This is a genomic window from Stenotrophomonas maltophilia group sp. P373 (assembly GCF_053295075.1).
Window position 1 is genome coordinate 4,244,537 of record NZ_CM129994.1, and the last position, 12,362, is coordinate 4,256,898.

A 12,362-nucleotide genomic window follows, 5' to 3' on the forward strand; every position below is an offset into this window, starting at 1 on the left:
TACCGGGGTTCATGGGGTTGCCGGCCAACGGCCGGCACCACCCGGGCCTACTTGCTGCTGACGTACTTCTCGCGGCGGATCTGCGGGTTGCCCAGGCCGGCGGCCTTCAGCAGCTCGGCGCAGGCATCGACCATGTCCGGGTTGCCGCACAGGTAGGCGATGTCGGTGGCCGGGTCCGGCGTGAAGCCGGCCAGCGCCTGCTGCACGTAGCCGTGCTGTACGTCCGGGTGCGGATCAGCCGGGAGTTCACGCGACAGGCACGGAACATAGCGGAAGTTCGCGTGCTTTTCGGCGAAGCTGTAGAAATCTTCGCTGTACAGCAGCTCGCCCGGGCTGCGCGCGCCCTGCAGCAGCACGATCTGCACGCCGCGTTCGGCCATGGCCTTCTCCAGCAGCGGCAGCATGGAGCGGTACGGGGTAACACCGGTACCGGTGGCGATCAGCAGGTAACGGGCGTTGTGGTCACCGGGATTCAGGCAGAACCGGCCATAGGGGCCGGACGCACTGATCTGGCTGCCCTGCTCCAGCGCCTCGAACAGGGCCGTGGCGGCGCCACCGGGCACGAAACTGACCGCGATGTCCACCGCCTCGCCCGGGCCCAGCGCATGGTCGTGGATGGTCGCCAGCGAGTAGCTGCGCTTGGTTTCGGTGCCGTCGGCGTAGCTGAAATGGACCTGGATGAACTGGCCGGGCTGGAAATCCAGCGGCTGCCCATCGTCACGCACGAACTGGTAGTGGCCGACGGTCGGGGCCAGCATGCGGCAGCCGACCAGCTTGAGGGGGAATTGAACAGGCACGACTTTTCGGGACAGTGTGTAGCCGGGGCAAGCCCTCGGGGTCTTCTATAATAGCCCCTCCCCGCCCCTCTCCAGCGCCAGCCCATGGGCGCGAAGGCTTCGAGCTTGGCATTCCAGAACGATACGGCGCCCGCCCTGCGCGTGCGCGACCTGCGCAAGACCTATGACAACGGCACCCAGGCCCTGAAGGGCGTTTCCCTGGAAGTGGCCCCGGGCGACTTCTTCGCCCTGCTCGGCCCCAACGGGGCGGGCAAGTCGACCCTGATCGGCATCATCAGCTCCCTGGTCAACCTCAGCGAGGGCCAGGTGGAGGTGTTCGGCAGCGACCTGGTGCGCAACCGCAGCGCCACCATGCGCCTGATCGGGCTGGTGCCGCAGGAGATCAATTTCAACCTGTTCGAAAAGCCCTTCGACATCCTGGTGAACTACGCCGGGTTCTACGGCGTGCCGCGCGAGGAAGCCGAGCAGCGCGCCGAGGAAGAGCTGAAGCGCGCGCACCTGTGGGAAAAGGCGCAGGTGATGAGCCGCACGCTGTCCGGCGGCATGAAGCGCCGGCTGATGATCGCCCGCGCGATGATGACCCGCCCGCGCCTGCTGATCCTGGATGAGCCGACCGCCGGCGTGGACATCGAGATCCGCCGCGACATGTGGCGCGTGCTGAAGGAGATCAACGCTGCCGGCACCACGATCATCCTCACCACGCACTACCTGGAAGAAGCCGAGTACCTGTGCCGCCACCTGGCGATCATCAACCATGGCCAGATCGTCGAGCAGGGGCCGATGCGCACCCTGCTGGCCAAGCTGGACGTGGAAGGCTTCCTGCTGGACATCGACGGTGACCTGCCGGCGCAGCTGCCGGTGATCGAGGGCACGACGCTGACCGCGCCGGACCCGCACACGCTGGACATCGACATGCCACGCGCGATGGACCTCAACCGCGTGTTCGCTACGCTGAACGAGTCCGGCATCCGCGTGCGTTCGATGCGTACCAAGAGCAACCGCCTGGAGGAGCTGTTCGTGCGCCTCACCGGCAACATGGAGAAGCCTGCATGAGCACCACCGAGCTGACCGACGGCCAGCGCAACCGCATCGCGCTGATGACCATCGTGCGCCGCGAAGTCGCCCGCATCATGCGCATCTGGGGCCAGACCCTGGTGCCGCCGGCGATCACCATGACCCTGTACTTCCTGATCTTCGGCAACCTGATCGGGTCGCGCGTGGGTGACATGGGCGGCTACACCTACATGCAGTTCATCGTGCCGGGCCTGGTGATGATGAGCGTGATCCAGAACAGCTACGGCAACATCAGTTCCTCGTTCTTCGGTGCCAAGTTCGGCCGCCACGTCGAAGAACTGCTGGTCAGCCCGATGCCGAACTGGGTGATCCTGTGGGGCTACGTGGCCGGTGCCGTGCTGCGCGGCCTGATGGTCGGCGTGATCGTGCTGATCATCGCGATGTTCTTCACCCCGGTGCGAATCCCGCATCCGATCGTGATGCTGACCACGGTGATCCTCGGCGCGACGATCTTCTCGCTGGCCGGATTCATCAATGCGGTGTATGCGAAGAAGTTCGATGACGTGGCGATCGTGCCGACCTTCATCCTGACCCCGCTGACCTACCTGGGTGGCGTGTTCTATTCGGTGAAGCTGCTGCCGGGCTGGGCCGAAGCGGCCACGCACGCGAACCCGATCTTCTACATGGTCAACGCGTTCCGCTATGGCCTGCTGGGTAGCAGCGATGTGCCGCTGCCGGTGGCCTACGGCCTGATGATCGGTTTCGTGGTGGTGCTGACGGCGCTGGCCCTGTGGCTGCTGCGCCGTGGCGTGGGTATGCGCAGCTGAGACCTGCGTGGTAGTGCCGGCCGCTGGCCGGCAACACCAGATCCACGCCATGCGTGGATGCAGCAGTCTGTAGAGCCGAGCCTATGCTCGGCTCTTTTTTGCCTGCAATCTCCGGCACAATCGCAGTACTGATTCCCCCCAGAAAACGGTGAACGTGCAATGCGCATCCTGATCCTCGGCGCCGGCGGTACCGGCGGTTACTTCGGTGGCCGCCTGGCCCAGGCCGGCGTGGACGTGACCTTCCTCGTGCGCCCCGCGCGCGCCGCGCAGCTGGACCATGATGGCCTGGTCATCCGCAGCCCACTGGGTGATGCGCGTTTCCCGGTTCAGCACGTCACTGCTGATGCACTGCCCGCACTGGCCGCGCAGAAGCCCTTCGACCTGGTCATCCTCAGCTGCAAGGCCTACGACCTGGACAGTTCGATCGATGCCATCGCCCCGGCAGTCGGCGCGAACACCACCGTGCTGCCGATCCTCAACGGCCTGCACCACTACAACGCACTGGATCTGCGCTTTGGCCGCGACGCCGTGCTCGGCGGCCTGTGCTTCATCAGCGCCACCAAGGCGCCCGATGGCGCGGTGCTGCATCTGGGCAAGCCGGCCAAGCTCACCTTCGGCGAGCGCGACGGCGGCGCGATCTCCGCGCGCGTGCGCGCCTTCGCTGCGGTCTGCGCGAAGGCCAACCTTGATCACCTGGCCAGCGAGCGCATCGGCCAGGAACAGTGGATCAAGTACACCTTCCTGACCGCGCTGGCCGCAGCCACCTGCCTGCTGCGTGCGGATATCGGCACCATCGTCGCCACCGATGATGGCGAGGCGATCGTACGTGGCCTTTACGACGAGTGCCTGGCCGTCGCCGAAGCCGCCGGTGAACCGGTTCCGGAGGCAGCGAAGGACACTGCGCGCGGCACGCTGACCCAGGCCGGCTCGGCGTTGAAGGCCTCGATGCTGCGTGATCTGGAGGCCGGCCAGCAGGTGGAGGCCGAACAGATTGTTGGCGACATGCTGGTGCGTGCGCGCAGGGCTGATCAGGAAGCCCTGCTGCTGCAGGTTGCCTACAGCAGCCTGCAGGCCTACCAGGCACTGCGGGTCGCGTGAGTCCCGCCTTGCAGGCCAGCCCATTGCCCGCGCGGGTACTGATTCTCGGGCTGGGCTGGAGCGGACGCGTGCTGGCCGCGCAGCTGCAGGCGCACGGCGTAGGCGTGGCCGGCACGGTGCGCGATCCCTCGTTCGCGCCGGACGATGGCCTGCCACGGCATCAGCTGCACGCCGACACGCCACCGTCGCCTGCCCTGCTCGATGAGATCGCGCAGGCCGATGCCGTGCTGTGCAGCGTGCCGCCCGACGCGGAGGGCGACCCGGCACTGCGCCTGCTGCTGCCCGCGCTGCAGGCCAGCCCGGCATTGCGCTGGGTCGGCTATCTGTCGTCGACCTCGGTGTATGCCGACCGCGCCGGCGGTTGGATCGACGAGCGCAGCGCGGCCGACGCCACTGAAGCGGCTGGTGTGCAGCGCCTGCTCGCGGAAGCACAGTGGCGTGCACTGGCCGGACAACGCAGCATCGCCTCGGCGGTGTTCCGCCTGCCCGGCCTGTACGGGCCGGGTCGCAATGCGCTGGTGCAGTTGGCGCAGGGGCGTGCGCGCCACGTGGTTCGCCCGGGCCAGGTGTTCAACCGACTGCACGTGGATGACCTGGCAACCGTCATCATCGCCGCAATGCGGCGCCCGGCCCGGCAGGGTCTCTACCTGCCCAGCGACGACGAGCCTGCACCGCCGCAGGATGTGCTGGCCTTCGCCGCGAAGCTGGGCGGGTTTGCGCTGCCGCCCGCCGTGGCCTGGGATGACCCGGCACTGAGCCCGACGCTGCGGCGCTTCTACGAGAGCAACAAGCGCATCGACAGCCGTGGCACGCGTGAAGCATTGGGCTGGGAGCCGAGGTTCCCCAGCTACCGTGAGGGCCTGCGCGACCTGCTCCGGTAGTGCCGGCCGCTGGCCGGCAATCAAGATGTGCTGCCGGCCAGCGGCCGGCACTACCATCAACCCGCGTCGGGCAGGCGGAAGAACGCGCGGGCGGCCGCCGTGGCATTGGCCGCGGTCACCGCAACGTCCTCGCCACGGTCACGTGCCAGCTCTTCCACGATGTGCGACAAGAACATCGGCTCGTTGCGCCGGTCCTTCGGCATCGGCTTCAACGTGCGCGGCAGCAGGTACGGCGCGTCGGTCTCGATCATCAGGCGGTTGGCCGGGATGCTCTTCACCAGTTCGCGCAGGTGCGCGCCACGGCGTTCGTCGCACAGCCAACCGGTGATCCCGATGTACCAATCCTGGTCCAGGTAATCGAACAGCTCATCGCGTTCGCCGGTGAAGCAATGCACCACCGCCGGGCCGATGCGGCCTTCGAAGTTCTTCATCTGTGCCATGAAGTCGGCATGCGCATCACGCTGGTGCAGGAACAGCGGCTTGCCGTTTTCCGCGGCCAGCTGCAGCTGGCGCTCGAAAGCACGGTGCTGCGCCGGGCGCGGCGAGAAGTCACGGAAGTAGTCCAGCCCGCACTCCCCCACCGCCACCACTTCCGGATGCGCGTGCAGCGCGCGCATCTCGGCATCGCATTCCTCGGTGTATTCCACCGCGTGGTGCGGGTGCACGCCGGCGGTGGCGTACAGGAAGCCGGGGTGCTGCTGGGCCAGCTGCAACGCCAACGGCGAGTGCTCGCGGCTGGCGCCGGTGATGACCATCTGCACCACGCCGGCCTGGCGCGCGCGGTCCAGCACGGCATCGCGGTCGCGGTCGAAGGAGTCGTGGGTCAGGTTGGCGCCGATATCGATCAGGTGCATGGTCATCGCGGGGGAAAAGTGCCCGCGCATTGTACCTGCGCCCGCCGTGCCCCCTTATCCTTTGCCCATGAACGCCTCGCTCTTCCCGATTTCCCCGCTGCTGCCGCAGATCCAGCAACACCTGGCCGCGCAGCAGCGACTGGTGCTGGAGGCCCCGCCCGGTGCCGGCAAGACCACCCAGGTGCCACTGGCACTGCTCGACGCACCGTGGCTGCAGGGCCGCAAGATCATCCTGCTGGAACCACGGCGGGTCGCCGCCCGCAGCGCCGCGCTGTTCATGGCGCGGCAGCTGGGCGAGGAGGTCGGTGGCACGGTCGGCTACCGCATCCGCTTCGAAAACAAGGTTTCGGCGCGCACGCGCATCGAGGTCGTCACCGAAGGCATCCTGACCCGCATGCTGCAGGACGACCCGATGCTGGAAGAGGTCGGTGCGATCCTGTTCGACGAATTCCACGAGCGCCATCTCAGCGGCGACCTCGGCCTGGCGCTGGCGCTGGATGTGCAGGCGCAGCTGCGCGATGACCTGCGCCTGGTGGTGATGTCGGCCACGCTGGACGGCGAGCGGCTGGCACGTTTTCTCGATGCGCCGCGGCTGAGCAGCGAGGGCCGCAGCTACCCGGTGGCGATCAGCCACTTCCCGGCGCGCCGCGATGAGGCGCTGGAACTGCAGGTGCGCCGCGCGGTGCAGCAGGCCCTGGCCGAGCACCCCGGTGACCTGCTGGTGTTCCTGCCCGGCCAGCGCGAGATCGCGCGGGTGCAGGCGGGCCTGCAGGAATCGCTCAATGGCGATGTCGAGGTCCTGGCGCTGCACGGTGAACTGCCCGTGGAACAACAGGCGCGCGTACTTCAGGTGGCCAGCGATGGCCGCCGGCGCGTGGTGCTGGCGACCAACGTCGCCGAGTCGTCGGTGACGTTGCCCGGCGTGCGCGTGGTGATCGACAGCGGCCAGGCACGCGAACCGCGCTACGACCCCAACAGTGGTTTCACCCGGCTGGACGTGGTGGCCATCGCGCAGGCATCGGCCGACCAGCGCGCGGGCCGCGCCGGCCGCGTCGCCGAGGGCGTGGCCTGGCGGCTGTGGCCACAGTCGCAGCGGCTGGAACCGCAGCGCCGCGCCGAAATCGACCAGGTGGAACTGGCCGGACTGGCACTGGAACTGGCGGCCTGGGGCAGCAGCGATCTGCGCTTCCTCGATCCGCCCCCGGCGGGTCCGATGGGCGCGGCGCGCGAACTGCTGCAGCGGCTCGGCGCCCTGTCCAGCAGTGGCGCGATCACCGAACTGGGCCGGCGTGTGCTGGCGCTGGGCACGCATCCACGGATGGCGGCGATGCTGCTGGCAGCGCCCGATGCCCGCGCCCAGGCGCTGGCTGCCGACCTGGCCGCGCTGCTGGAGGCGCGCGACCCGTTGCGCCAGGGCGGCGACGCCCTGGCGGCCCGCTGGCGCGCACTGGCCGCGTTCCGCAATGGCCGCACACCGGGCGATGCCAACCGCAGCGGGCTGGCCGCGATCGATGCCGCCGCCAAGCAGTGGCGTCGCCGCCTGCGCTGCGAAGCCACGCCGCCGGCCAGCATCGAGGCCCATGAGCTGGGCGACCTGCTCGCTCATGCCTTTCCCGATCGAATTGGCTTCCAGCATCCCAGCGATCCTCTGCGCTACCTGCTGGCCAATGGCCGCAGCGCGCGCCTGCACGAGCTGAGCGACCTGCGCGGTGAGCCGTGGCTGGTGGCCAGCGAACTGCGCTTCGAGGCGCGCGATGCACTGCTGCTGCGTGCCGCGCCGGTGGACGAGGATCGGCTGCGCAAGGCGTGGCCGGATCGCTTCGTCACCGAAGACGTAGTGCGCTGGGACAGCGAGCGACGCGCCCTGGTGGCACTGCGCGAGACCCGTTTCGACCGCATCGTGCTGGACAGCCGCTCGGCCGGGCGGGTCGATCCGCAGCACGCCGCGCAGGCACTGACCGGCGCGGTGGCTGAACTCGGTCTGCAGGCGCTGCCGTGGACCGAGGGCCTGCGCCAGTGGCAGGCGCGCGTCGAGTCACTGCGGCGCTGGATGCCGGAGCTGGACCTGCCCGACTGCAGCGACGCGGCCCTGCTGGCCAACCTCACGCAGTGGCTGCAACCCGCGTTCGCCGGCAAGAGCCGCCTGGACGCGCTGGATGAGGCCAGTTTCGGCGAGGCACTGAAGTCGCCGCTGGAATGGTCACAACGGCAGCTGGTCGAGCGCAATGCGCCGACCCGCATCACCGTGCCGTCCGGGCTGGAGCGGCCGATCACCTACGCGTTGAACAGCGAGAGTGGTGATCCGCTGCCGCCGGTGCTGGCGGTGAAACTGCAGGAACTGTTCGGCCTGGCCGACACGCCGCGCATCGCCGATGGCCGCGTGCCGCTGACCCTGCACCTGCTCTCCCCCGGCGGCCGCCCGCTGCAGGTCACCCAGGACCTGCGCAACTTCTGGGAAAACACCTACGCCGAAGTGAAAAAGGAAATGAAGGGCCGTTACCCGCGCCATCCATGGCCGGATGATCCGTGGACAGCCACGGCCACGCACCGGGCAAAGCCGCGCGGAACCTGAGGGCGGGGGCGGATCCCATTGCATCGCAATGGGCTCTGACCCCATACACCGCGCCGGGGTCAGAGCCCTTTCCCAAAAGAAAGGGATCCGCCCCACCCTGCCTGATCCTGAATGGCTGCGGTAGAGTCACGCCACGTGCGTCCCCGGCTGACATACCGTTTACGGGCAACGCGCGACACTGGACTTCGACCCGAGGCAAAGGACCCCCGCATGAGCAAGCTGACCGTAATCACCGACCGCGCCCTGGAGCGCGCCCTGGAGCTGGCCCACACCGCCGGCGATGGCCTGAAGAGCGCCGGTGGCAGCCTGCGCAATGCGGACTGGATCAAGACCGGCGCCGCCATCGGCGCAGTGAAGACCGGCGGCAAGGCCGCGACCAAGTTCGTGCGCCGCAATCCGGCCGTGGCCGTGGCCGCTGCTGCGGTGGGTGTTGGCCTGCTCGGCTATGCGCTGTACCGCAAGCAGCAGAAGAAGAAGGCCGCCAATGGCCACGTGGTGAATGGGCAGGCGCAGCGCATCAGCGCGCGTGACCGCCGCAACGACACCGTCGTGGACGAGCACAGCGATATCGGCAGCGACGCGTGAGTGTGACCGACCGGGTCAGAGCCCTTCCTGCGGAAGGGATCTGACCCCGAGCCAGGGCCGGATGCCGCGAGGTATCCGGCCCTTTCTGTTTCAACCGATCTGCCGCCACTGCCCGGGCTGCAGGTCCTCCAGCCGGTACGGTCCCATCGACACCCGCACCAGTCGCAACGTCGGCAGGTTCACCGCTGCAGTCATCCGCCGCACCTGGCGGTTGCGGCCCTCGCGGATCGTGATCGCCAGCCAGCTGTCCGGCACGGTCTTGCGGAAACGTACCGGCGGATCGCGCGTCCACAGCGTCGGCGCCGGGTCGAGGCGCTCGATCTTCGCCGGCAGGGTCGGTCCATCGTTGAGCACAACGCCATCGCGCAGCTGTTGCAGCTGCTCGTCACCGGGCGTGCCTTCCACCTGCACCCAGTAGGTCTTGTCGGCCTTGTGCCTGGGGTCGGTGAGCTTGTGCGCCAGCGTGCCGTTGTCGGTCAGCAGCAGCAGGCCCTCGCTGTCATGGTCCAGGCGGCCGGCGGCATACACGCGCGGCGGCAGGCCGAACCCGGCCAGGGTCGGCCGCGGCGGCACGCTGCGGTCGGTGAACTGGCAGAGCACGTTGAAGGGCTTGTTGAAGGCGATCAGCATTGCAGGCATGGCGGGCGGCGGGTAAGGCATTGTCCCACGCCTCGCGCCAGGCGACTGTAGAACCGGAGGCAGCGGCAGGAGCCGCTGCCAACGTCGCGTGCGACGGTCCGAAGGGTGCCGGTCAGGACGGCCGGCATTGCCCACGCTCGGCTGCTGTTGTGCTCCGTCGCGCCGCGCGCGATGAGCCGAGCATCGGCTCGGCTCTACGGGGCACTCCGCGCTGGCGCTACGGCGTGCCGGCTTACGGCTTGATGAAGCGCAGGGTCATGCGGTCGCTTTCACCGATCGCCTGGTACTTCGCATCATCGGCCTTGTCGTGCTGGTTGGTCGGCGGCAGCGTCCACACGCCATTGGGGTGGTCCTTGGTGTCGCGCGGGTTGGCGTTGACCTCGCTGCGCGCGTCCAGCTTGAAGCCGGCGGCCTCGGCCATTGCGATCACCTGCTGCTGGCCGACATAGCCGGTGTCATCGTCGTCGGCCACGTCGGCCTTGGCGCGATGCTCGACCACACCCAGCACGCCACCCGGCTTGAGCACGTTGAAGAAGCCCTGGAACATGCCCTGCGCCTGGCCGGCCTTGCGCCAGTTGTGCACGTTGCGGAAGGTCAGCACCACGTCGGCTGAGTTGGCCGGGCCGAACACCGGCTTGGCCGGATCGTAGGCGACCACGGCGGTCCTGCCGAACTGCGCGGGTGCACCGGCGTACTTCTTTTCCAGGCTGTCGCGGCTGCGCTGCTGGTAGTCGCGGCCGCGCCCCTCGGGCACCGCCATCGGATCGACCACGGCAGCCACATAGTGGCCCTTGTCATGCAGCAGCGGCGCCAGGATCTCCGAGTACCAGCCGTTGCCGGGGGTGATCTCGATGACGGTCTTTTCCGGTGCCACCTTGAAGAACGACAGCGTCTGTGCCGGATGGCGGAAGCCATCGCGCTTGACGTTGTTGGCATCGCGGGTGGGCGCCTTTACCGCCGCATCGATGGCCGGCAAGACCTGGATCTTCGCCGGTGCCACCGTGGCCGGTGCGGCGAACGCAGGAACAGCAGCAAGCAGGGCCGAAGCAAGCAGCAGGCGGCAACCACGCAGGGACGAAGCAGGCATCATCGGGACGACTCCAGCGGAAGATGCGGCGAGACTAGCAGTCGCAGCGTCCCAGGTGTTCACAAAACGTTAGCGGCGAGCGCGTCGCGGAACACTGTTTTGTGGTCGTCGCCGCAGCACGGTCACACATCGCGTTCTATTCTGGAACACTTCCCCCAAGGAGTCCGTGCCCATGACGGCAACCCGCGAACTGGGCCGTTCCGGCCTGCATGTACGTCCGCTCGCCTTCGGTGGCAACGTGTTCGGCTGGAGCGCCGATGAGAAGGCCAGCTTCGCCCTGCTCGACGCCTTCGTCGATGCCGGCTTCAACCTGGTCGACACCGCCGACGTTTACTCGGCCTGGGTGCCGGGCAATGTCGGCGGCGAATCGGAGACGCTGATCGGCAAGTGGTTTGCCCGCAGCGGCAAGCGCGACAAGGTGGTGCTGGCAACCAAGGTGGCCAAGTGGGCCGAACGCCCCGGCCTGACCCCGGACAACATCAATGCGGCGGTCGAGGATTCGCTGCGCCGGCTGCAGACCGACGTGATCGATCTGTACCAGGCCCACGAGGATGACGAGTCGACGCCGCTGGAAGCCACGCTGGCCACGTTCGGCCGCCTGATCGAGGCCGGCAAGGTGCGTGCGATCGGTGCTTCCAACTACAGCGCCACGCGCCTGGCCGATGCGCTGAAGGTGTCCACCGACTACAAGTTGCCGCGTTACGAAACCCTGCAGCCGGAGTACAACCTGTACGACCGCGCCGGCTACGAAAAGGAACTGGAACCGCTGGTGCAGCGCGAGCAGATCGGCGTGATCGGCTACTACGCGCTGGCCAGTGGCTTCCTCAGCGGCAAGTACCGCACGCCGGCCGATGCGGCCAAGAGTCCGGCACGTGGCGAGACGGTAGTGAAGCGCTATCTGAACCCGCGCGGCCTGCGCATCCTGCAAGCGCTGGATGACGTAGCCAGCAAACACAGCGCCAGCGCCGCGCAGATCGCACTGGCCTGGCAGATCGCGCGGCCGTCGATCACCGCGCCGATCGTCAGCGCCACCAGCGTCGAACAGCTGCACGACCTGCTGGCCGCAGCGAACGTATCGCTGAGCGTGCAGGATGTCGCGCAGCTGGATGCCGCCAGCGCCGAATCATGAGACCCGGTTGTGCCGGCCGCTGGCCGGCATGACACAGTCAGGTAGTGCCGGTCGCTGGCCGGCATCGCGCGGTAAAGAAGGAAATAATTCAACAAAATGGTTGCGCGCGACTAAATCGTGGTTTATCGTGCGCACCTCGTTTCAACACCCACTGGAAACTTCCCTTGAACGCGCATTCCGTCGCCATCGCCAAACTGCTGCCATGCCTGCGCATGGACCGGCCGGCGTGTGCGTTCGGCAAGGAAGACCAGCTGACAACGGCCTGATGCCCGCCCTGCGGAGATCGGCCACCCCGATCTCCGAGGCCTGACGACGCCCTCGGAACGCAAGTCCCGGGGGCGTTTTCGTTTGCGTCGGCACAAGGACCCGCGATGCCAGAACTGCACCCCGCGCGGCGACCCGCCGCTCACTGATCCAGGTTTTTCTGCCGTGCCGGAGGATTTTCTCCGCGTGCATGGCAACGCCTGGACATTATCTGCATCGCAACCAAACATTATCGCTCGCCGATAATGTCGGTGGCCTGCACCCTCGACTACCAACGGTCCCGTTTCAACTACGGGCTGGTGCGCGCGGCGTTGCCGTGGCGTATGCCGGAGGTCGCGGACATGCCATCGCCTGGATCGCCTGCTGGAGGCAGGCGCCGGTTCGCCGGCACGCGGTTCGATTCCGCGCGGTTCACCACTGGATAGCTCAGTCGGGTAGAGCAACGGATCCTGATTCCGTCTGTCGTGGGTTCGACTCCCACTCCAACCACATGACCTGTCACGTCATGACTTGAAGCAACACCCGGGGCGCAAGCCCCAGCGGCCATCGTCGCCGTCCACGGTCACTGCCCTCGGGCGGGGCGTGGAAGGCAACGGACCGCACGCCGGGCCTCGG

The 12,362-nt window shown here is 67.8% G+C and carries 11 protein-coding genes and 1 tRNA gene; 8 read left to right on the forward strand and 4 right to left on the reverse strand.

What is annotated here, in order from left to right:
- Positions 1-47: 47 nt before the first annotated feature.
- On the reverse strand, positions 48-797 hold the full coding sequence (locus ACSYHF_RS19675; protein ID WP_072168039.1) for a ferredoxin--NADP reductase: 750 nt from the start codon (positions 795-797) through the stop codon (positions 48-50).
- A gap of 84 nt (positions 798-881) precedes the next feature.
- Between ACSYHF_RS19675 and ACSYHF_RS19680 the strand changes: the two genes are divergently transcribed.
- From ACSYHF_RS19680 to ACSYHF_RS19695, 4 genes are all read left to right on the forward strand, one after another.
- Positions 882-1,850 (forward strand): ABC transporter ATP-binding protein, encoded by a 969-nt coding sequence (locus ACSYHF_RS19680; RefSeq protein WP_111128519.1) that lies wholly within the window; start codon positions 882-884, stop codon positions 1,848-1,850.
- Positions 1,847-2,638 carry an ABC transporter permease gene (locus ACSYHF_RS19685; protein WP_005420226.1) on the forward strand — a complete coding sequence of 264 codons (792 nt, stop codon included), beginning with the start codon at positions 1,847-1,849 and terminating at the stop codon, positions 2,636-2,638. Before ACSYHF_RS19680 ends, ACSYHF_RS19685 begins: the two co-directional genes overlap by 4 nt.
- A gap of 159 nt (positions 2,639-2,797) precedes the next feature.
- Complete coding sequence (panE, locus tag ACSYHF_RS19690) at positions 2,798-3,736, forward strand: 2-dehydropantoate 2-reductase (RefSeq protein WP_111128521.1); 939 nt, start codon at positions 2,798-2,800, stop codon at positions 3,734-3,736.
- A complete protein-coding gene (locus tag ACSYHF_RS19695) occupies positions 3,733-4,617 on the forward strand; it encodes an NAD-dependent epimerase/dehydratase family protein (protein WP_095378236.1) in 885 nt (294 codons plus the stop codon). Before panE ends, ACSYHF_RS19695 begins: the two co-directional genes overlap by 4 nt.
- Before the next feature lie 56 nt (positions 4,618-4,673).
- Here ACSYHF_RS19695 and ACSYHF_RS19700 read toward each other — a convergent pair whose 3' ends face one another.
- Complete coding sequence (locus tag ACSYHF_RS19700; RefSeq protein ID WP_111128584.1) at positions 4,674-5,471, reverse strand: TatD family hydrolase; 798 nt, start codon at positions 5,469-5,471, stop codon at positions 4,674-4,676.
- Positions 5,472-5,538: 67 nt separating this feature from the next.
- Between ACSYHF_RS19700 and hrpB the strand changes: the two genes are divergently transcribed.
- Positions 5,539-8,043 carry an ATP-dependent helicase HrpB gene (hrpB, locus tag ACSYHF_RS19705; RefSeq protein WP_262220819.1) on the forward strand — a complete coding sequence of 835 codons (2,505 nt, stop codon included), beginning with the start codon at positions 5,539-5,541 and terminating at the stop codon, positions 8,041-8,043.
- A gap of 210 nt (positions 8,044-8,253) precedes the next feature.
- A complete protein-coding gene (locus ACSYHF_RS19710; RefSeq protein WP_005420251.1) occupies positions 8,254-8,628 on the forward strand; it encodes a hypothetical protein in 375 nt (124 codons plus the stop codon).
- A gap of 90 nt (positions 8,629-8,718) precedes the next feature.
- Here the strand turns inward: ACSYHF_RS19710 and ACSYHF_RS19715 are convergent, their stop codons facing one another.
- A complete protein-coding gene (locus ACSYHF_RS19715) occupies positions 8,719-9,258 on the reverse strand; it encodes a pseudouridine synthase (RefSeq protein WP_005420252.1) in 540 nt (179 codons plus the stop codon).
- 241 nt (positions 9,259-9,499) lie between these two features.
- A complete protein-coding gene (locus tag ACSYHF_RS19720; protein ID WP_447575954.1) occupies positions 9,500-10,357 on the reverse strand; it encodes a class I SAM-dependent methyltransferase in 858 nt (285 codons plus the stop codon).
- A gap of 169 nt (positions 10,358-10,526) precedes the next feature.
- Between ACSYHF_RS19720 and ACSYHF_RS19725 the strand changes: the two genes are divergently transcribed.
- On the forward strand, positions 10,527-11,483 hold the full coding sequence (locus ACSYHF_RS19725; protein ID WP_197598727.1) for an aldo/keto reductase: 957 nt from the start codon (positions 10,527-10,529) through the stop codon (positions 11,481-11,483).
- A gap of 682 nt (positions 11,484-12,165) precedes the next feature.
- A tRNA-Gln gene (locus ACSYHF_RS19730) sits at positions 12,166-12,236 on the forward strand.
- Positions 12,237-12,362 lie beyond the last annotated feature (126 nt).